A 21,245-nucleotide genomic window follows, 5' to 3' on the forward strand; every position below is an offset into this window, starting at 1 on the left:
GAGCAGGAGACGCCGGCGGGGATCGCGGCGGTCGCCGAGCAGGGCGGCGCGACGCCGGTGGGACCNNNNCGAGGTCCCGTGGACGCCGGTGGCGCGGGCGCTCATCGAACGCGACCCCGGGGCGCTGGCCGGAGGGGCGCTGACCCAGTGGATGACCGTGGGCACCCCGGGCGACCTGACGCCGGACGCGCTGGCGGCCGGGCTGGGCGCGGTGATCGACACCCACGACCTGCTGCGCGGCCGGGTCGTCGTGGCCAGGGGCGAGGAACCGCGCCTGGTCGTGTCCGGCCGGGGCACGGTGGACGCGGCGGCCCTGATCGAGCGGGTCGAGGCGGACGGCGGTGACCTCGACGAGGCCGCGGACCGGTGCGCCGGAGAGGCGGCGGCACGGCTGGATCCCGCCGCCGGTGTGATGATCCGGGCGGTGTGGGTGGACGCCGGACCCGGTCGGGTGGGACGGCTCGTGCTGGTGGCCCACCACCTGGTGGCCGACGCGGTGTCGTGGCTGATCCTGCTGCTGGACCTGCGGACGGCGTGCGAGGCCGTGATCACGGGTCGGGAGCCCGCTCTCGACCCGGTGGAGGTCCCGTTCCGGCGCTGGGCGCTGACCCTGGCCGAACAGGCCGCGCTCCGGACCGCGGAGCTCGGGACCTGGACGGAGGTCCTCGACCGCGCGGAACAGCGGCTGGCCCCCCTCGACCCCACGCGCGACACCGTCGCGACCGCGGGACGCAGGTCGTGGACCCTGCCGCGCGAGCGCACGGGCGTGCTCGTGGAGAAGGCCGCCCCGGCCTTCCACTGCGGTGTCCACGAGGTGCTGCTGGCCACCCTGGCCGGCGCGGTCGCCCGGTGGCGCGGCGGCGACTCCGTCGTGGTGGACGTCGAAGGCCATGGCCGCCGGCCCGTCGCAGGGCTGGATCCCTCGCGGACGGTCGGCTGGTTCACCGACATCCACCCGCTGCGGCTGGACGTGACCGGGATCGACACCGACGAGGCGATCGCCGGTGGCGAGGCGGCCGGCCACCTGCTGAAGCAGGTCAAGGAGAACGTGCGGACCGTGCCCGACGGCGGCCTCGGCTACGGGCTGCTGCGCCACCTGAACGCCGAGACGGCACCGGTCCTGGCGGCGTTGCCGCAGCCGGAGATCGGGTTCAACTACCTGGGCCGCTTCCCCTCCGGCCCCGACGGCGGCCCGGAGCCCTGGCAGGCGACCGGGACCATCGGCGGCGCGGCGGAGCAGCACGCGCCGTTGCGCCACGCCGTGGAGGTCGACGCCGTCGTCCTCGACTCCCCGGACGGACCCGAACTCCGGCTGACCGTGACCTGGGCCGGCCGGATCCTCGGTGAGGCCGAGGCGGAGTCGCTCGGCCGGGCCTGGCTGGACCTGCTGTCCGGCCTCGCCGCGCACGCCGCCCCCGGCGCCGGCGGGCACACCCCCTCCGACTTCCCGCTCACCGCGCTGACGCACCAGGACGTGGAGGAGATCGAGGCCGCCGTTCCGGACCTCGCCGACATCTGGCCGCTCTCCCCGCTCCAGGAGGGCCTGCTGTTCCACGCCGTCGACGAGCGGGGCCCGGACGTCTACGCGGGCATCCGCACCCTCGCCCTCGACGGCCCGCTGGACGCCGCCCGCTTCCGCGCGTCCTGGCAGGCCCTCGTCGACCGGCACCCGGCCCTCCGGGCGAGCTTCCACCAGCTCGGGTCGGGCCGGGCCGTGCAGGCGATCGCCCGTGAGGTGGCGCTGCCCTGGACCGAGACCGACCTGTCCCACCTGCCCGAGGAGGAGGCGCTGGCGGAGTTCGAGCGGCTCGCGGAGGAACTGCACGCCGACCGGTTCGACCTGAGCCGGGCCCCGCTGCTGCGCCTGCACCTGGTGCGCATCGGCGAACGCAGCCACCGGCTGGCCCTCGCCTCCCACCACATCTCCTGCGACGGATGGTCCCTCCCGATCCTCTCCGTCGACGTGATGGCGGCCTACGAAGCGGGCGGTGACGGCCTGTCCCTGCCCGCCCCGACGTCGTACCGCGACTACCTCGCCTGGCTCTCCCGCCAGGACAAGGAAGCCGCCCGGGAGGCGTGGCGGACCGAGCTCGCCGGGCTCGACGAGGCGACCCACGTCGTGCCGCCGGAGGCCCACACCGCGCCCGTCGAGCCCGAGCGCCTCCGGTTCGAACTCGACGACGAGCTGAGCCGTCGGCTGGTGGAGTTCACGCGCCGGCACGGCGTCACGATGAACACCCTCTTCCAGGGGGTCTGGGCGCTGCTGCTGTCCCGGCTGACGGGCCGGGACGACGTGGTCTTCGGCTCCGCGGTGGCCGGGCGTCCGCCGGAGATCCCCGGCGTCGAGTCCGTGGTCGGCCTGTTCATGAACACGCTGCCGGTCCGGGCCCGCCTCGCGGGTGGCGAACCGTTCCTCGACATGCTGACGCACCTGCAGGAGCGCCAGGTCGCGATGATGGCGCACCAGCACGTCGGGCTGTCGGAGCTCAACCAGCTCGCCGGGCAGAGCGCCGCGTTCGACACGATCGTGGTGTTCGAGAACTACCCCCGCCCGCCGCTCCCGTCCGAGGACCCCGACGCGCTCGTGATGCGCCCCGCCGGGATCCCGAACGACAGCGGGCACTATCCGGTCTCCATGCGCGCCTCCCACGACGGCGGCGTCCACGGCGAGTTCATCTACCGGCCGGACGCCTTCGACCGGACCCGGGCGGAGGAGATGCTGGCGGCGGTCGTCCGGGCGCTGGAGCAGGTGGCGGCCGATCCGCGGACTCCGGTGGGCCGGGTCGGCCTGATCGGCGCGGCGGAGCGCCGGCTGGTGGTCGAGGAGTGGAACGCCACCGACGCGCGGGTCGTGCCGGAGCCGCTGCCGGTGCTGTTCCGCCGCCGGGCGGAACTCTCGCCGGACGCGATCGCGGTCGAGGACGCGGCGCGGAGCCTGTCGTACGGAGGGCTGCTGGGAGAGGCGGAGGAGCTGGCGCTGCGGCTGGCGGGGCTGGGCGTCCGACGTGAGACGCGGGTGGCCGTGCTGGTCGGACGGTCGGTGGAGCTGGTGGTGGCCCTTCTCGGCGTCTCGCTGGCGGGCGGGGCGTTCGTCCCGGTCGACCCGGACTACCCCGCCGCCCGGATCGGGCTGATGCTGGCGGATTCCGGACCCGAGGTGCTGCTGTGCACGGGGGCGACCAGGACGGCCGTGCCGGACGGCTTCGCGGGCACGGTGGTCGCGCTGGACGAGCGGCCCGCCGCCGACCCGGGAGCGGTGCTGCCGGCCGTGGCCGCGGGCGACGCGGCGTACGTGATCTACACCTCCGGTTCGTCGGGGACGCCCAAGGGCGTCCAGGTCACCCACGCCGGGCTCGGCAACCTGGCCGCCGCGCAGATCGAGCGCTTCGGCGTGACGTCCTCCGCGCGGGTCCTGCAGTTCGCGTCCCTCGGGTTCGACGCCGCGGTCTCCGAGCTGTGCACGGCCCTGCTGTCCGGCGGGACCGTGGTGCTGGCCGACCCCGACAGCATGCCGCCGCGCGTGTCGCTGGGCGAGGCGCTGCGCCGGTGGCGCATCACCCACGTCACCGTGCCGCCGAGCGTGCTGGCCGTCGAGGACGACCTGCCGGACGGCCTGGAGACCCTGATCACCGCCGGTGAGGCGTGCCCGCCCGCGCTGGTGGAACGCTGGTCGGGGGGCCGGCGGATGATCAACGCCTACGGGCCCACCGAGACGACCGTGTGCGCCACGATGAGCCCGCCGCTGTCCCCGGGACGCGACGTGGTCCCCATCGGCCGCCCGATCGCCAACGCGCGGGCGTACGTGCTCGACGCCTTCCTGCAGCCGGTGCCGCCCGGCGTGGCCGGTGAGCTCTACGTCACCGGGCCGGGGCTCGCGCGCGGATACCTCGCGAGGCCGGGCCTGACCGCGGAACGGTTCATCGCCGACCCGTTCTCCTCCGGCGGCCGCTTGTACCGCACCGGCGACCGGGCCCGCTGGACCCGGGAGGGGGAGCTGGTCTTCGTCGGCCGGGCCGACGCGCAGGTCAAGGTGCGCGGCTACCGGATCGAGCCGGGTGAGATCGAGGCCGTGCTGGCGGACCACCCCGGGGCCGCCCAGGTGGTGGTGGCCGCCCGTGAGGACGGGCCCGGCGAGAAGCGGCTGGTGGCGTACGTCGTCCCGGCGGCCGGGCAGCCGGCCGACGCGCTGATCGACGCCCTCCGCGGGACGGCGGCCGAGCGCCTGCCCGAGCACATGCGGCCGGTGGCGTTCGTGCCGCTGGACCTGATGCCCCTGACCCCGAACGGAAAGGTCGACCACCGGGCGCTCCGGGCCCCCGACTTCGCCGGGAACCCCGCCGGACGGGATCCGCGCACGGCCGTCGAGGAACTGCTGTGCGCGCTGTTCGCCGAGATCCTCGGGGTGGAACGGGTCGGGGCCGACGACAGCTTCTTCGAGCTCGGCGGCGACTCGATCAGCTCGATGCAGCTGTCCGCCCGGCTCGGCCGCGAAGGGCTGGAACTGACCCCGTGGCAAGTGTTCGAGGAGAAGACGCCCGAACGGCTGGCGGCGCTCGCCAAGGAGCTCCCGGCCAAGGGCGGGGAGAGCACGGAGCCGGCGTCCCCCGACGGGATGCTCGTGGCCCTCTCGCCCGACCAGATGGACCGGCTCCAGGCCGGGCTGGCCGATGAATAACCTCCACAAGGAGCAGATCATGACCGTTGACGACACCCCCGCAAAGCCTCGCTCCGGCGTGGAAGACGTCTGGCCCCTGTCGCCGCTGCAGGAGGGGATGCTCTACCACACCGCCCTCGACAAGGACGGCCCGGACACCTACACCGTGCAGTCCGTCTACGGCATCGAGGGCCCGCTGGACGCCGGGCGCCTGAAGGCGTCCTGGCAGGCGCTCCTGGACCGGCACGCCGCGCTGCGGGTCTGCTTCCGGTACGTCAGCGGCGCGCAGATGGTCCAGGTCGTCCTCCGGGGCGCCACGATCCCGTGGCGTGAGACCGACCTCTCCGGACTCCCGGACGACCTGGCCGACGCCGAGGTGGGGCGGCTGGCGGAGCAGGAGCTCGCCGAGCGCTTCCGTCTTGAGACGGCCCCGTTGATGAAGCTGCACCTGATCCGGCTCGGCCCGGACAGCCACCGGCTCGTCCACACCCTGCACCACGTGCTGGCCGACGGCTGGTCGATGCCGATCATCCACCGCGAGCTCTCCGCGCTCTACGCCGCCGGCGGGGACCCGTCCGGGCTGCCGGCCACGACCTCCTACCGCGACTACCTCGCCTGGCTGGGCCGCCAGGACAAGGAGGCGGCCCGGGCCGCCTGGCGCAAGGAGCTCGCCGGTCTGGACGCCCCCACCACGGTCGCCCCGGCCGATCCGGGCCGGGTGCCGGACATCGACACGGTGATGACCGAGCTCAGCCCGGAGCTGACGGACCGGCTGGCCCGGCTGGCCCGCGCTCACAGCCTCACGCTGAGCACCGTGGTCCAGGGCGTGTGGGCCGTCGTGCTGTCGCGGCTGGCGGGCCGCACCGACGTGGTGTTCGGCGCGACCGTCTCCGGGCGGCCGGCCGAGCTGGCCGGCGTGGAGTCGATGGTCGGCATGCTGCTCGCCACCCTGCCGGTGCGCGTTCGGCTCGACGGCACGCGGCGGGTCGTCGACCTGCTCGCCGAGTTGCAGCGGAACCAGTCGGCGCTGATGGCCCACCAGCACCTCGGCCTCCAGGAGGCGCAGGCCGCCGGCGGGCCCGGATCGGTCTTCGACACGCTCCTCGTCTACGAGAACTTCCCCCGTACCGGACTCGACCGGCCGGGGGACGGCGGCCTGAACATGCGCCCCGTGCGGAAGGGGCGCGACTCCTCGCACTACCCGTTCACCCTGGTCACCGGGCCGGGCGAGCGGATGCCGGTGATCCTCAACTACGACCGGGGCCTGTTCGACCGGGAGGTCGCCGAATCCGTCCTGGGCGCGTTCGTCCGGGTGGTGGAACGGCTGGTCTCCGACCCCGGTGTGCTGGTCGGCCGGCTGACCCTGCTGAGCGAGGCCGAGCGCACCGCGGTGGTGGACGACTGGAACGCGACCGCGGGCCCGGTGCCCGGAGCGTCCGTGGTCGAGCTGTTCGGGCGGCGGGTGGACGCCGCACCCCACGCGGTGGCGATCACCGACGCCGCCGGCCGGGACCTGACCTACGCCGAGCTCGACCGGGCGTCGAACCGGCTGGCCCACTACCTCACCGGCCGCGGCGTCCGGCGCGGCGCCCTGGTCGGGGTGGCCATGGAACGCTCCGCCGACCTGGTGATCGCGTTCCTGGCGATCTGGAAGGCGGGCGCCGCGTTCGTCCCGGTCGACGCGGGGAGCCCGGCCGAGCGGATCGCGCTCGTCCTCGCCGACTCCGGGGCCCCGACCACCCTGTGCACGGCCGCCACCAGGACGGCCGCACCCGAGGACGCGATCGTCCTCGACGCGCCGGAGACCCGCGCGGCCGTCGACGGCCAGGACGCCACCGCTCCGGGGACCCGGATCGGCGCGGACGACCTGGCGTACGTGATGTACACCTCCGGATCCACCGGCGTCCCGAAGGGCGTGGCCGTCACCCACGGGGGAGTGGCCGGCCTGGCGGGCGACGCGGGCTGGCGGATCGGTCCCGGGGACGGCGTGCTGATGCACGCGACGCACGTCTTCGACGCCTCGCTCTACGAGCTGTGGGTGCCGCTCGCCACGGGCGGCCGGATCCTGCTCGCCGAGCCGGGCGTGGTGGACGCCGGCGGTGTGCGCCGGGCCGTCGAGCGGGGCGCGACCGCCGTCCACCTCACCGCCGGAACCTTCCGCGCCCTCGCGGAGGCGTCACCGGAATGCTTCACGGGTCTGACCGAGGTCGGCACGGGCGGGGACGTCGTTCCCGCCTTCGCGGTGGAGAACCTGCGGCGGGCCCAGCCCGGCCTGCGGGTGAGGAACACCTACGGGCCGACCGAGACCACCCTGTGCGCGACCTGGAAGCCGATCGAGCCCGGCGAGGAGGCCGGACACGAGCTGCCGATCGGCCGCCCCATGGCCAATCGCGGCGTCTACGTCCTCGACGCCTTCCTGCGGCCGGTCGCGCCGGGGATCACCGGCGAGCTGTACATCGCCGGCACCGGCCTGGCCCGCGGCTACCTCGGCAGGCCGGACCTGACGGCCGAACGGTTCGTCGCGTGCCCGTTCCTCGCCGGTGAGCGGATGTACCGCACGGGCGACCTGGCGCGCTGGAACCGCGACGGAGAGGTGGTGTTCGTCGGGCGGGCCGACGAGCAGGTGAAGATCCGCGGCTTCCGGGTGGAGCCGGCCGAGGTGGAGGCCGTGCTGGCCGCCCAGCCGGGCGTGACCGAGGCGGTCGTCGTGGCACGCGAGGACCAGCCCGGCGAGCGGCGGCTGGTCGGCTACGTCGTCACCGACGGAGCCGAGGCCGACGTCGAGGAGATGCGGCGGCGGATCGGCCTCGTCCTGCCCTCCTACATGGTCCCCGTGGCGGTCGTCGTCCGTCCGGGCCTGCCCATCACCGCGAACGGCAAGGTGGACCGCCGGGCCCTGCCCGCCCCCGACCTCGCGGACCGTTCCACGGAGAAGGCCCCCGAGAGCGAGACCGAGAAGGTGCTCTGCGTGCTGTTCGCCGAGATCCTCGGTGTCGAGCGGGTGGGCGTCGACGACGCCTTCCACGACCTGGGCGGCAGCTCGGCGCTGGCCATGCGGCTCATCGCGCGGATCCGCGAGGAGATCGGCGCGGACCTGCCCATCCGGCAGCTGTTCTCCTCGCCCACCCCCGCGGGCATCGCCAGGGCGCTGGCGGCGAAGTCGCGCCCCGCCCTGGAGGCCGCCACCCGGCCGGAGCGGGTGCCGCTCACCGCCCGGCAGCTCCGCGCCTGGCTGCTGGCCCGTCCCGGAGAGACGACCGAGGGCCTGCACGCCTCGGTCGCGCTGCGGGTGCGCGGCCGGCTGGACGTGCCCGCGCTGGAGGCGGCGCTCGGTGACGTCGCGTCCCGGCACGAGATCCTCCGGACGACCTTCCCCGGCCAGGCCACGACCGTCCACCAGCACGTCCACGACTCCGCGACGGCCCGGCTGACGCCGGTTCCGGCCACCGAGGAGGACCTCCCGGGGCTGCTCGCCGAACGGGCCGGCCGGCCCTTCGACCTCACCCGTGAGACGCCGTGGCGCTGCGAGCTCTTCGCGATCGCGGAGCGGGAGCACGTGCTGGCGCTGACGGTGCACCGGATCGCCGCCGACGACGACTCGCTGGACGTGTACTTCCGCGACCTGGCGGCCGCCTACGGCGCGCGGCGCGCGGGCCGGGTCCCGGAGCGCGCGCCACTGACCCTGCAGTTCGCCGACTACGCCGTCTGGGAGCAGCGGCTGCTGGAGGGCGAGCGCGAGCAGGGAAGCCTGATCGACGACCAGGCGTCCTTCTGGCGGGACCACCTCGCCGGCATCGACGGGGAAACGGTCCTCCCCTTCGACCGTCCGCGCCCGGCCGTCCCGTCACGACAGGCCGGCGCGGTCGCGCTGCGGCTGGACGGCGCCCCGCACGCCCGGCTGCTGGCGGCCGCGGAACCGACGGGCGCCGACGCGCACCAGCTGGTGCACGCCGCGCTCGCCATGCTGCTGACCCGACTGGGCGCGGGCGACGACCTGGTGATCGGCACGGTGCTGCCCCGGGACGAGGACCTGATCGACCTGGAGCCGATGGTCGGGCCGTTCGCCCGGCCGCTGCCACTGCGCACCACCCTCCCGGGCGACCCGACCTTCCTGGAGACCGTCGCCCGGGTGCAGGAGACCGTCCGGGACACCCGCCAGCACCTGGACGTCCCCTTCGAGCGCGTCGTCGATCTGCTGGACCTGCCCGCCTCGCTCTCCCGCCACCCCGTGTTCCAGGTGTCCCTGGAGGTCGCCGAGGAGGACACCGGCGCGTGGGACGCGACGGAACTGCCGGCCCTGCGCACCAGCGTCGAGCCCGGCCGGCCCGAGGCCACCGAGCTGGACCTGGCCTTCAGGCTCACCGAGCACCTCGACGAGGACGACCACGGCGACGGCATCGACGGAGAACTCCGCTACGCCGTCGACCTGTTCGACGGGGCCACGGCCGACGCGCTGGCCCGGCGGCTGGTCCGCGTCCTGGAGCAGGTGGCCGAAGACCCCCACCGGCGCGTCAGCGACCTGGACCTCCTGCTGGACGACACCGAGCGCGAGCGCCCGGCCGAGGCCCCGGCGGTGTGGACCGGACCGGTGCCCCCGGCACTCGCCGACCTGGTCCAGGACGGCCCGCTCGGCGCGCTGGTGCTCGACGACCGGCTGCGGCCCGTCGCGCCCGGGGCCGTCGGCGGTCTCCACGTCACCGGCCCCGCGGTCGACGCGCGCCCGGCCGACCAGACCCTGGCCCACCCGTTCGGGGCCGAGGGCCGGCGGATGCTGCGCACCGGCCTGCTCGCCCGCTGGTCCGCCGCCGGCACCCTGACCGTCCTGGGCGAGCGGCGGCGCTCCAGCGTCGTGGCGAAGACCGTCACGGGCGACTTCGAGGTCCTGCTGCCGCTGCGCCCCGGCGGCGACCGTCCGCCGCTGTTCTGCGTCCACGCGAGCGGCGGCCTGAGCTGGAACTACGGGCCGCTGCTGCGGGAACTCCCGGCGAACCAGCCGGTGTACGGAATCCAGGCGCGCGGCCTGGCCCGCACCGAGGCCCTGCCCGGCGGCGTCGAGGAGATGGCGGCCGACTACGTCGCGCAGATCCGCACGGTCCAGCCGACCGGGCCCTACCACCTCCTCGGCTGGTCCCTCGGCGGGCGGATCGCGCAGGCGATGGCCGCGCGGTTCGAGGCCGAGGGCGAGCGGGTCGCCCTGCTCGCCCTGCTCGACGCCTACCCCACCTACATGGGGAAGAAGGCGCGCGGCGACGGGCAGGCCCAGGAGGCCGTGGACCGGCTGAAGGAACAGCAGATGGAGCTCGCCGCCGCACTGGCCAGGGGGGACGGCGCCCGGGCCCGCCTGGAAGAGGTGATGCGCAACCTCGCCGAGGTCGGGCCCAGGCACGACGCTCCGAGCATCGCCGCCGACGTCCTGCTGTTCATCGCCGCGAAGGACCGCCCGCCGCACATGCCCGTCGACTGGGCGATCGCCAGCTGGCGGCCGCTGACCACCGGGACCGTGGAGCCCCACGAGATCCCCTCGGACCACAACGAGATGTTGCAGCCCGCGTCGCTGGCCCGGATCGGGGCCGTCGTCGCCGAGAAGCTCCGGCCGCGGCCGTAGCAGGAGAGGAACACACCATGACCAACCCCTTTGACGACGAGGACGGCTCCTTCTTCGTGCTCGTCAACGACGAGGGCCAGCACTCCCTCTGGCCCGCCTTCGCCGAGGTGCCGGCCGGCTGGACCCCGGTGCACGGCGAGGCCGCCCGCCAGGACTGCCTCGCCTACGTCGAGGAGAACTGGACCGACCTGCGGCCGAAGAGCCTGATCGCGGAGATCGGCGGCTGAGTGTCCAGCTGCTCGATTCGGGCGGTTGGACGGGCCGCGCGCCCGTCCAACCGCCCAGTGACCGTCATTCCCCGAACGCCGGCCGGATGAGGCGAAAGGACCCGCAGCATGTTCGAGGAGATCAACGTCGTCCGGGCGGCGCGGCTGCACCGGAGGAACGGGTTCGATCCGGTGCCCGAGCTCCACTCCCTGATGACCGAGGGCGACCTGACCGTCCTGGGAACCGAGGAATCCGCCGAGGGGCGGACCGCGTGGCTCGCCACCGGGTTCGACGAGGTCCGGCAGGTCCTCGGTTCGGACAAGTTCAGCGCGCGCCTGCTCTACGGCGGAACCGCGGCCGGCTTCACCTGGCCCGGCTTCCTCACCCAGTACGACCCGCCGGAGCACACGCGGCTGCGTCGGATGGTGCTTCCCGCGTTCTCCGCCCGCCGGATGCGGGGCTTCCAGCCGCGGGTCGAGGCGATCGTCCAGGAGAGCCTGGACGCCATCGAGGCACTCGGTGGCCCGGTGGACTTCGTCCCGCACTTCGGATGGGCGGTGGCGACCCCGGCGACCTGCGACTTCCTCGGCATTCCCCATGACGACCAGGCGGATCTGGCGCGGATCCTGCTCGCCAGCCGGACCGACCGGTCGGACAAGCGGCGCACCGCGGCGGGGAACAAGTTCATGACGTACATGAAGCAGCACGTCGCCCGGTCGCGCCGGGAGGCCGGCGACGACCTGTTCGGCGTCGTGGCGCGCGAACACGGTGACGCCATCACGGACGCCGAGCTGACCGGGGTGGCCGCGTTCGTCATGGGTGCGGGCGCCGACCAGGTGGCCCGTCTCCTCGCGGCCGGCGCGTGGCTGATGGTCGAGGAGCCCGAACAGTTCGCCCTGCTCCGCGAGAAGCCCGACAGCGTGCCGGACTGGCTGGACGAGACGATGCGGTACCTCACGACCGACGAGAAGACCCATCCGCGGGTCGCGACGCAGGACGTGCGGATCGGGGACCACCTGGTCAAGGCCGGTGACACCGTCACCTGCTCTCTCCTGGCCGCCAACCGCCGGGACTACCCGCACGCCGACGACGGGTTCGACATCACCCGGGGCAGGCCGGACCACCTGGCGTTCGGGCACGGCATCCACCACTGCCTCGGCCGGGCCATGGCCGAGCTGATGTTCCGGGTCGCGATACCGGCGCTGGCGCACCGCTTCCCCACCCTGCGGCTGGCCGAGCCGGACCGCCCGATCACCTTGGGGCCGCCGCCGTTCGACGTGGAAGCCCTGCTGCTCGACTGGTAGCACCGAAACACTGGAGGACCCGATGGCACTGCCCCTACCGCATCAGCGGCACCGGCTCGATCCCGTGCCGGAGTTCCACGACCTGCTGGACGAGGGGTCGCTGCACGAGTACGACACCGAGCCCGGGATGGACGGCCGCAAGCAGTGGCTGGTCACCGGGTACGACGAGGTCCGGGGGATCCTCGCCGATCCCGAGCGGTTCAGCTCCATGCGGCCGGTCGACGACGAGGCCGACCGGGCCCTGCTGCCGGGGATCCTCCAGGCGTACGACCCGCCGGACCACACCCGGTTGCGCAGGACCGTGGCCCCGGCCTACTCGGCCCGGCGGATGGAGCGGCTGCGGCCCCGCATCGAGGAGATCGTCGAGGAGTGCCTGGACGACCTGGAGGACATGGGGTCGCCGGTCGACTTCGTCAGGCACGCGGCCTGGCCCATTCCGGCGCTCATCGCCTGCGAGTTCCTGGACGTCCCCCGGGACGACCGGGCCGAGCTGTCGCGCATGATCCGGGAGAGCCGGGAGAGCCGGCTCCCCCGGCAGCGGACCTCCTCGGGGATGGGCGTCGTCAACTACACCAAGAAGCTCGCGGCCCGTAAGCGCCTCGATCCCGGCGAGGGGATGCTCGGCGTCGTCGTGCGCGAGTACGGGGCGGAGGTCGGCGACGAGGAACTGGCGGGCCTCGCCGAGGGGAACCTGATCATGGCGGCCGAGCAGATGGCCGCCCAACTGGCGGTCGCGGTGCTCCTGTTCGTGACCCGTCCCGACCAGATGGCGCTGCTCCGCGAACGTCCCGAGCTGGTGGACGGCGCGACCGAGGAGTTGCTGCGGCACGCCTCGATCGTCGAGGCCCCGGCCCCCCGGGTCGCTCTCGCGGACGCGCACGTCGGCGGACGCGACATCCGGGCCGGGGACGTCATGACCTGCTCCCTGCTGGCGATCAACCGTCCGCGGGGCGAGAGCTTCGACATCACCCGCGAGAACCCGAAACACCTGGCGTTCGGATACGGCATCCACCACTGCCTCGGGGCGCCGCTGGCCAGGCTCCAGCTACGGGTGGCCCTGCCGGCGGTGTTCCGCCGGTTCCCGTCGCTGCGGCTCGCCGTCCCCGAGGAGGACCTGCGGTTCAAGCCGGGCCGTCCCGCCCCCTTCGCCGTGGAGGAGCTTCCCCTTGAGTGGTGACGACCGGCCTCCGGTCCACACGCGTCGGCAGGGCTTCGACCCGGCCGACGAACTGCGCGCCGCCGGACCGCTGACGCGGATCACGATCGGATCCGGGGCGGGGGCCGAAACGACCTGGCTGGCGACCGGGCACGCGGTCGTCCGGCAGGTCCTCGGCGATCACACCCGGTTCAGCACGCGCCGCCGCTTCGACCGGAACGACGAGATCGGCGGAAAGGGCGTCTTCCGGCCGCGTGAGCTGGTCGGCAACCTGATGGACTACGACCCGCCGGAGCACACCCGGCTACGGCGCCTGCTGGCCCCGGGGTTCACCCACCGCCGGATCCGCAGGATGGCCCCGTACATCGAACAGATCGTGGCGGAACGCCTCGACGCGATGGAGCGGGAGGGGTCCCCCGCGGACCTGATCGAGCTGTTCGCCGACCAGGTGCCCGGCCCCGTGCTGTGCGAGCTGCTCGGGGTGCCGCGGGACGACCGCGCGGTGTTCCTCCAGCTCTGCCACCGGCATCTCGACGCCTCGCTCAGCGCCCGCCGGCGGGCGGCCGCGGGCGAGGCGTTCTCCCGGTACCTGGTGACCATGGTCGCCAGGGAACGGAAGGAGCCCGGCGAAGGGCTCATCGGGATGGTCGTCGCCGAACACGGCGACGCGGTCACCGATGAGGAACTGCGGGGCGTCTGCGTGCAGATGATGCTGGCCGGCGACGACAACATCTCCGGCATGATCGGCCTGGGCGTGCTGGCGCTGCTGCGCGATCCCGGGCAGATCGACGCGCTGCGGGGCGACGTCCAGTCGGCGGACCGGGCGGTCGACGAGCTGATCCGGTACCTGACGGTCCCCTACGCTCCGACACCCCGGACCGCCATCGAGGACACCGTCGTCGGCGACCAGGTGATCAGGGCGGGGGAGACCGTCCTGTGCTCCCTCCCGGCGGCCAACCGCGACCCCGCGCTGCTGCCGGACGTGGACCGTCTCGACGTCACCCGGGAGCCCGTCCCCCATGTCGCGTTCGGGCACGGTGTCCACCACTGCCTGGGAGCCGCGCTCGCCCGCCTCGAACTGCGCATCGCCTATACCGGGCTGTGGCGGCGCTTTCCGGGGCTTCGGCTGGCGGATCCCGCCGGGGCGACCGAGTTCCGGCTGAGCACCCCCGCGTACGGAATCAAAAGTCTGCTGGTCACGTGGTGACCAAACGGACGGCTTGAGCGGCGCTCCATCGCGCTGCACAATCGCAAAAGACTCGATCCAGGGATGGTGGGATATGTCGGAGGAAACGTTCGACGTGGTGGTGGCGGGAGGCGGGCCGGCGGGTTCGACCTTGGCCTCCCTGGTCGCCATGCAGGGCCACCGGGTACTACTGCTGGAGAAAGAGGTGTTCCCGCGGTACCAGATCGGTGAGTCGCTGCTCCCGTCCACCGTGCACGGGGTGTGCAAGATGCTCGGCGTCACCGAGGAACTCGCGGCGGCGAAATTCCCGGTGAAGCGCGGCGGCACATTCCGGTGGGGCGCGCGGCCGGAACCGTGGACTTTCTCCTTCGCGGTGTCCCCGCGGATGACGGGGCCGACCTCGTTCGCCTATCAGGTGGAGCGGTCGCGGTTCGACGAGATCCTGCTGAACAACGCCAAGCGCAAGGGCGTGACGGTCCGCGAGGGCTGCTCGGTCACCGAGGTCGTCGAGGAGGGCGAGCGGGTCACCGGCCTGCGGTACACCGACCCCGAGGGCGTTGAGCACCAGGTCGGCGCCCGTTTCGTGATCGACGCGTCGGGCAACAAGAGCCGGCTGCACTCCAGTGTCGGCGGCACCCGCGACTACTCGGAGTTCTTCCGCAATCTGGCGCTCTTCGGCTACTTCGAGAACGGCAAGCGGCTCCCGGAACCCTATTCGGGCAACATTCTGAGTGTCGCCTTCGACAGCGGCTGGATCTGGTACATCCCGCTGAGCGACACGCTCACCAGTGTGGGCGTGGTGGTCCGCAGGGAGATGTCCGAGAAGATCCAGGGGGACCGGGAAGAGGCGTACAAGGCCCTGATCGCCGAATGCCCGCTGATCACGGAATACCTGTCGGACGCCCGCCGGGTGACGACCGGGGATTACGGGGAACTGCGGGTCCGGAAGGACTACTCCTACCGCCAGACGGCGTTCTGGCGACCGGGAATGATTCTGGTGGGCGACGCCGCGTGCTTCGTCGACCCGGTGTTCTCCTCCGGCGTTCACCTGGCCACCTACAGCGCTTTGCTGGCCGCCCGTTCCATCAACAGCATTCTCGCCGGTGACCTGGACGAGGACACCGCCCTGAACGAGTTCGAGGCCCGCTACCGGCGGGAGTACGGCGTCTTCTACGAGTTCCTGGTGGCGTTCTACCAGATGAACCAGAACGAGGAATCGTATTTCTGGCACGCCAAGCAGGTCACGAAGAACGAGCACACGGAGTTCGAGTCGTTCGTGGAGCTGGTCGGCGGGGTGTCGTCCGGCGAGTCGGCGCTCGTGGCGTCCAGGATCGCCGAGCACAGCGCCGAGTTCGCCGGGGCCGTCGACCGGATGGCCGCCGCCGACGACGGGGACATGGTGCCGCTGTTCAAGTCGCAGGTGGTCAAGCAGGTGATGCAGGAGGGCGGCCAGGTCCAGATGCGGGCGGTGCTCGGCGAGGACGCCGCGCCCGAGGAGCCGGTCTTCCCCGGCGGGCTGGTGTCCTCGCCCGACGGGATGAAGTGGCTGCCCTACCGTGGGTGAGGCCGACGAGGCCGCGCCGCTCGTTCGCCCGACGGCGAACTACATGCGAAGGACGCTCTGCGATCCGCACGAGGACATGTTCGCCCTCAGGGCGCACGGCCCGCTGATCCGGATCGAGGGGAACGCCTCCGATCAGATGAGCACGGACTACGTCTGGCAGGCCATGGGCTACGACGTGGTGCGGAGGATACTCGGCGACCACGAGAACTTCACGACGCGGCTGCGGCTGACCGAGGCGCAGCCGCTCAGCGGCGAAGGGGTTCCGGTCCCGCCGGAGCTGGTGGGACAGATCTCGATCTACGATCCCCCCGATCACACGCGACTGCGGCGGATGCTGACGCCGGAGTTCACGGTCCGGCGGATCCGCAGGCTGGAGCCGGCGATCGAGGGCATCATCGAGGAGCACCTCGACGCGATGGAGGCCGCGGGACCCCCCGCGGATCTCCAGGTGCTGTTCGCCGACCCGGTCGGCGGCGAGACCCTGTGCGAGCTGCTCGGGGTCCCGCGCGACGACCGGAACGAGTTCATCCGGCGCGTGCGGCAGAACGTCGACCTCAGCCGCGGATACCGGGCCCGGGCGGCGGACAGCGCGGCGTTCAACCGGTACCTGAAGACGCTCATCGCCCGGCAGCGGAAGGAGCCCGACGAGGGGTTCCTCGGCATGCTCGTGCGCGAGCACGGCGAGCGGATCACCGACGAGGAGTTGAAGGGCGTCTGCACGGCGCTGGTCCTCGGCGGCGTCGAGAGCGTCGCCGGGATGATCGGCTTCGGGGTCCTCGCGCTGCTCGAACACCCCGACCAGCGCCGGCTGCTCTTCGGCACCCGCGAGGAGACCGACCGCCTGGTGAACGAACTGCTGCGCTTCCTCTCGGCGGTGCAGCAGCCGACTCCGCGGATGGCCGTCAGGGACGTCGTCGTGGACGGGCAGCTGATCAAGGCGGGGGAGTACGTCCTCTGCTCGATCCTGATGGCCAACCGGGACGCGGAGCTGACGCCGGAGACCCACCTCCTCGACGCGAACCGCGAACCGCTGCCGCACGTCGCGTTCGGGCATGGCATCCACCACTGCATCGGCGCCGCCGTGGCGCGGGCGGTGCTCCGGATCGCCTACCAGTCCCTGTGGCGGCGGTTCCCCGGACTGGACCTGGCCGTACCCGCTGAGGACGTGAGGTTCCGCAGCGCGTTCATCGACAGCCCGGACCGCCTGCCGGTCACCTGGTAGCGGGCGCCACGACGGTTCAACGATCGATCGGGAGATGGTGAGAGATGTCGGCGGAAGCGTTCGACGTGGTGGTGGCGGGGGGCGGGCCGGCGGGTTCGACCGCGGCCACCCTGGTGGCCCTGGGGGGCCACCGGGTGCTCCTGGTGGAGAAGGAGGCCTTCCCGCGCTACCGGGTCGGTGAGTCGCTGCTTCCCTCCACCGTGCACGGGGTGTGCCGGCTGCTCGGCGTCACGGACGAACTGGCGGGGACGGACTTCCCGGTGAAGCGGGGCGCGACGTTCCAGTGGGGTGGCCGGCCGCAGCCGTGGTCCTTCTCCTTCGAGGCGTCACCGCGACTGACCGGCCCGACGTCCTTCGCCTACCAGGCGGATCGGACGCGGTTCGACGAGATCCTGCTGAACAACGCCAAGCGCAAGGGCGTGACGGTCCGCGAGGGCTGCTCGGTCACCGGGGCCGTCGAGGAGGGCGGGCGGGTCACCGGCCTGCGGTACACCGATGCCGACGGCGGTGAGCACGAGGTCGGCGCGCGTTTCGTGATCGACGCGACGGGCCAGGAGAGCCCGCTGTCGCCCGGCGCCGGCGGCACCCGCGACCACCCGGAGTCCTTCGGCGGCCTGGTGCTGTCCGGCTACTTCGGGAACGGCTGCGGGCGGCTGCCGGAACCGCGGGCGGGCGACGGCCTGAGCGTGGCCTTCGACGGCGGCTGGTTCTGGTACGTCCCGCTGTTCGGCGGGCTGACCAGCGTGGGCGCGGTGGTGCGCCGGGAGCGGGCCGAGCGGCTCCCGGCCGACCGCGAGGAGGCCTTCAAGGCGCTGATCGCCGAATGCCCGACCATCGCGGACCTGCTGTCGCGGGGGATGCGGGTGACGGCCGGCAAGTACGGGCGGCTGCGGATCAGCGAGGACTACGCCTACCGCCGGACGGCGTTCTGGCGCCCGGGGACGGTCCTGGTGGGCGACGCCGCGTGCTCCCTCGACCCGCTGTTCTCCAGCGGTGTCCACCTCGCGACCTACGGCGCCCTGCTGGCCGCCCGTTCGATCAACACCGTCCTCGCGGGCGAGCTGGACGAGAAGACCGCCCTGACCGAGTTCGAGACGCGGTACCGCCGCGAGTTCGGGGCGTTCTCCGATCTGCTCACGGCGTTCCACACGGCGGCCGGCGACGAGTACCCGGAACCGGAGTCGTTCGTGGATGTGGCCGCCGGCGTGTCGTCCGGCGACCCGGCGCTCGTGACAGGCGGAGCGGTGTTCCCGGGTGGGCCGGCGGTCTCGCCCGACGGATTGAAGTGGCTGCCCGACGCAGCCCGGTAAGCACTCGATCGTAAGGAACAGAAGTGACTGACGAACGGCTCTTCCTCCGGTCCAGCACCATCATCGAGCCCCTGGTCGACCGGTTCTACGCCCAGCTGTACACCACGGCTCCGGTCACGGCCAGCATGAACCTGGCCTTCCGGCAGATCCCGATGCTGGAGTCCTATCTGCAGACCCCGGACTGGCACTACGCGGGCAGCCGCGACCCGAAGTTCCGCGGCGGATTCTTCGTCGGGGTCGAGGAGAAGCGCAAGGGCGAGGTCGAGGCGCTGCTGGCGGCCATCCGGCGCGACCGCGCGGACATGATCCGGTTCGCCGAGGCGATCGCGGAGGCCGAGAAGACCGTTCGGGAGGAGGCGACCGGCTACGACCTCAGGCCGCTCTACCCGAAGCTGCCCCCCGAGCTGGCGGGCCTGGTGGAGGTCACCTACGACACCGGCAACCAGGCGTCGCTGCACTTCCTGGAGCCGCTGGTCTACCGGAGCAAGGCCTACACCGAGGACCGCCAGTCGGTCCAGCTCTCGGTGGAGACCGGCATCGAGCGGCCGTTCGTGATGAGCACCCCGCGGCTGCCCTCGCCCGACGTGCTGGAACTGGACATCCCCTTCCGGCACCCCGGCATCGAGGAGCTGTTCCGTACCAGGCTGCGGCCCACCACCCTGGCCGCGCTCCGCGAGGCGCTGGAACTCGGCGACGCGCAGGCCGCTCAGCTGTCCCGCCTGCTGGTCCCGGAGCCGGGGCTGGCCGCCGACCGCCATGTCACGGACGGGGCCAGGATCCGCTACTGGGGGCATGCCTGCCTCCTCCTGCAGACGCCCGAGGTGTCGATCCTCACGGACCCGTTCATCAGCGCCGACACCGGCGCGACCGGCCGGTTCACCTATGACGACCTGCCCGACCACATCGACTACGTCCTCATCACCCACGGGCATTCCGACCACCTGGTGTCCGAGACCCTGCTCCAGCTCCGGGGCCGGGTCGGCGCGTTCGTCGTGCCGAGGACCTCGCGCGGCAATCTGTTCGACCCGTCGCTGGCGCTCTTCCTGAAGACCCTCGGGTTCCCCGTCATCGAGGTGGACGACTTCGACGAGGTGCCCTTCTCCGGCGGGAGGATCGTCGCCACGCCGTTCTTCGGGGAGCACGCCGATCTCGACATCCGCGCCAAGTCGACCTACTGGATCAGCATCGGCGGGAAGTCCGTCTACGTGGGCGCGGACTCCTCCGGCATCGATCCGGTCCTCTACCGCTACGTCCGCCGGCATCTCGGACGGGTCGACATCGCGTTCCTCGGCATGGAGTGCGACGGCGCGCCGATGAGCTGGAAGTACCAGCCCCTGTTCACCCAGCCGATCCCGAAGAAGATGGGCGAGACCCGCAAGCTGTCCGGCTCCGACGCGGTGCAGGCGAGCGCGATCGCCACCGAACTCGGGGCCGAGGAGGTGTACATCTACGCCATGGGTGAGGAGAGCTGGCTCGGCCACGTCATGGCCACCAGCTACAACGAGGACTCCTATCAGCTCCAGCAGATCGCCGAGTTCCAGGAATGGTGCTCGCGCCAGGGGATCAAGTTCGGCCACCTGCTCAATCGGGCCGAATGGCAGTGGTCCTAGCCGGACGGGCGAGGGAGAGAGTTGATCACCTCGGAGTACGCTTCCGTCGCCCGCTCCAGTGGCGACGCCCTCATCGGAGAAGTGCTGGCGGGCCTCGCGGTGATCCTCGCCGTGGCGTTCGTCTTCGCCCGGCTCGCCAAGCTCATCCGGCAACCCGTGGTCATGGGGGAGATCATCGCCGGTGTCGCCCTGGGGCCGAGCCTGTTGGGGCTCCTCCCGGGCGACCCCGTCAACACGCTGTTCCCGGCGGACGCGCGGCCGATCCTGCAGGCGCTCTCGCAGCTCGGACTCGTGATGTTCATGTTCGGCATCGGCTACGAACTGGACTTCGCCCGGCTCCGGGGGCACGGCCGCCGGGTCACCTCGGTCTCCCTCGGTTCCATGGCGCTGCCGCTGGCGCTGGGGACCGGGCTCGCCGTTCTGCTGTTCCCCTGGTACGACGAGTCGCAGCTCGGCACCGACGGTGTGCTCGCCCCGGCGCTCTTCCTCGGGGCGGCGATGTCGATCACCGCGTTCCCGGTGCTGTCCCGGATCATCGCGGAGTACGGGATGCAGCGCAGCCGCGTCGGTTCCATGGCGCTCGCCTGTGCCGCCGTCCAGGACTTCCTCGCCTGGTGCGTCCTGGCCGTGGTCGTGGCCGTCGCCACCGCGAGCGGTGCGTGGCCGCTGGCACGGCTGGTGCTGGAGTCGGCGCTGTTCCTGGTCGTGCTCCTCTGCGTCGTGCGACCGGGGCTTCGCCGGCTGCTGGCCCCGGAGCGGTCGCGGGCGGTCGGCGGCTCCCTCATCCACGCCGTCCTCGTCACCGGACTGCTGGTGTCCGCCTGGGCGACCAACCAGATCGGCCTGCACGCCGTCTTCGGCGCCTTCGCCTTCGGCGCCGCGGTGCCCCGCGACCGCCTCCAGGCGCGGGCCCCGCAGGTCGTCGAGCGCATCGAGCAGACCAGTCTGTTCCTGCTGCCGGTCTTCTTCACCGTGACCGGCCTGTCGGTGGACATCGGCGGGCTCGCCGGCCACGGTCTGATCATGACCGCCGCCGCCGTCCTGGTCGCCTGTACGGGGAAGTTCGTCGGCGCCGCCGCCTCCGCGGGCCTGACCGGCGCCACGCGGGCCGAGGCGATGACGCTCGGCGTCCTGCTCAACGCCCGCGGGCTCACCGAACTGGTCATCCTGAACGTGGGCCTCGGGCTCGGCATGCTGGACAGCCGCATGTTCAGCGCCATGGTCGTCATGGCCCTGGTCACCACGTTCATGACCGGACCGCTGCTGCAACGCCTCGGCTTCCACGAGGGGCGCCGCCCCGCTCCGGTCGCCAAGGAGAAGGCGGACCACGGCGTCTGACGCCGAGTCGACGCCCGGCCGGCGCCTCGCCGGATCACCCGGGCACGGCGACGGGGCCGCCTGCCGGATGGCAGGCGGCCCCGTCGGAC

Annotated in this window: 11 protein-coding genes; all 11 read left to right on the forward strand. The window is 72.7% G+C overall.

The genetic code is table 11. The features are described 5' to 3' along the window. Positions 1-151: 151 nt before the first annotated feature. The 11 genes from ABD308_RS16850 to ABD308_RS16900 all read left to right on the forward strand — a co-directional run bounded on the left by ABD308_RS16850 (position 152) and on the right by ABD308_RS16900 (position 21,156). Positions 152-4,675, forward strand: a complete 4,524-nt coding sequence (locus ABD308_RS16850) for an amino acid adenylation domain-containing protein (RefSeq protein ID WP_344335078.1) — start codon at positions 152-154, stop codon at positions 4,673-4,675. A 19-nt stretch (positions 4,676-4,694) separates the two neighbouring features. Next, the gene (locus ABD308_RS16855) at positions 4,695-10,259 is read left to right on the forward strand and encodes an amino acid adenylation domain-containing protein (RefSeq protein ID WP_344335080.1); all 5,565 of its coding nucleotides are present in this window, start codon (positions 4,695-4,697) and stop codon (positions 10,257-10,259) included. Positions 10,260-10,276: 17 nt separating this feature from the next. Beyond that, the gene (locus tag ABD308_RS16860) at positions 10,277-10,486 is read left to right on the forward strand and encodes an MbtH family protein (protein ID WP_344335082.1); all 210 of its coding nucleotides are present in this window, start codon (positions 10,277-10,279) and stop codon (positions 10,484-10,486) included. Between the two features lie 108 nt (positions 10,487-10,594). After that, positions 10,595-11,770, forward strand: a complete 1,176-nt coding sequence (locus tag ABD308_RS16865) for a cytochrome P450 (RefSeq protein ID WP_344335084.1) — start codon at positions 10,595-10,597, stop codon at positions 11,768-11,770. A gap of 22 nt (positions 11,771-11,792) precedes the next feature. After that, the gene (locus tag ABD308_RS16870) at positions 11,793-12,947 is read left to right on the forward strand and encodes a cytochrome P450 (protein WP_344335087.1); all 1,155 of its coding nucleotides are present in this window, start codon (positions 11,793-11,795) and stop codon (positions 12,945-12,947) included. Further along, entirely contained in the window at positions 12,937-14,133 is a 1,197-nt protein-coding gene (locus ABD308_RS16875) for a cytochrome P450 (RefSeq protein WP_344335089.1), read from the forward strand. Before ABD308_RS16870 ends, ABD308_RS16875 begins: the two co-directional genes overlap by 11 nt. Positions 14,134-14,206: 73 nt before the next feature. Further along, a complete protein-coding gene (locus ABD308_RS16880) occupies positions 14,207-15,676 on the forward strand; it encodes a tryptophan halogenase family protein (protein WP_344335091.1) in 1,470 nt (489 codons plus the stop codon). 43 nt (positions 15,677-15,719) lie between these two features. After that, complete coding sequence (locus ABD308_RS16885) at positions 15,720-16,898, forward strand: cytochrome P450 (RefSeq protein ID WP_344335094.1); 1,179 nt, start codon at positions 15,720-15,722, stop codon at positions 16,896-16,898. 44 nt (positions 16,899-16,942) lie between these two features. Then, positions 16,943-18,208 carry an FAD-dependent oxidoreductase gene (locus ABD308_RS16890; protein ID WP_344335097.1) on the forward strand — a complete coding sequence of 422 codons (1,266 nt, stop codon included), beginning with the start codon at positions 16,943-16,945 and terminating at the stop codon, positions 18,206-18,208. A 23-nt stretch (positions 18,209-18,231) separates the two neighbouring features. After that, complete coding sequence (locus tag ABD308_RS16895) at positions 18,232-19,818, forward strand: MBL fold metallo-hydrolase (RefSeq protein WP_344335099.1); 1,587 nt, start codon at positions 18,232-18,234, stop codon at positions 19,816-19,818. Between the two features lie 21 nt (positions 19,819-19,839). Then, positions 19,840-21,156, forward strand: a complete 1,317-nt coding sequence (locus tag ABD308_RS16900) for a cation:proton antiporter (protein ID WP_344335102.1) — start codon at positions 19,840-19,842, stop codon at positions 21,154-21,156. Positions 21,157-21,245 lie beyond the last annotated feature (89 nt).

It is taken from the genome of Kitasatospora putterlickiae (assembly GCF_039527695.1).
GTDB lineage: Bacteria > Actinomycetota > Actinomycetes > Streptomycetales > Streptomycetaceae > Kitasatospora > Kitasatospora putterlickiae.

Bases quoted from the DNA above. Each gene is read 5' to 3' on its own strand.
- ABD308_RS16855 (WP_344335080.1), top strand. From the start codon at position 4,695: ATGACCGTTGACGACACCCCCGCAAAGCCTCGCTCCGGCGTGGAAGAC.
- ABD308_RS16880 (WP_344335091.1), top strand. From the start codon at position 14,207: ATGTCGGAGGAAACGTTCGACGTGGTGGTGGCGGGAGGCGGGCCGGCG.
- ABD308_RS16885 (WP_344335094.1), top strand. From the start codon at position 15,720: ATGCGAAGGACGCTCTGCGATCCGCACGAGGACATGTTCGCCCTCAGG.
- ABD308_RS16870 (WP_344335087.1), top strand. From the start codon at position 11,793: ATGGCACTGCCCCTACCGCATCAGCGGCACCGGCTCGATCCCGTGCCG.
- ABD308_RS16890 (WP_344335097.1), top strand. From the start codon at position 16,943: ATGTCGGCGGAAGCGTTCGACGTGGTGGTGGCGGGGGGCGGGCCGGCG.
- ABD308_RS16865 (WP_344335084.1), top strand. From the start codon at position 10,595: ATGTTCGAGGAGATCAACGTCGTCCGGGCGGCGCGGCTGCACCGGAGG.
- ABD308_RS16850 (WP_344335078.1), top strand. From the start codon at position 152: ATGACCGTGGGCACCCCGGGCGACCTGACGCCGGACGCGCTGGCGGCC.
- ABD308_RS16860 (WP_344335082.1), top strand. From the start codon at position 10,277: ATGACCAACCCCTTTGACGACGAGGACGGCTCCTTCTTCGTGCTCGTC.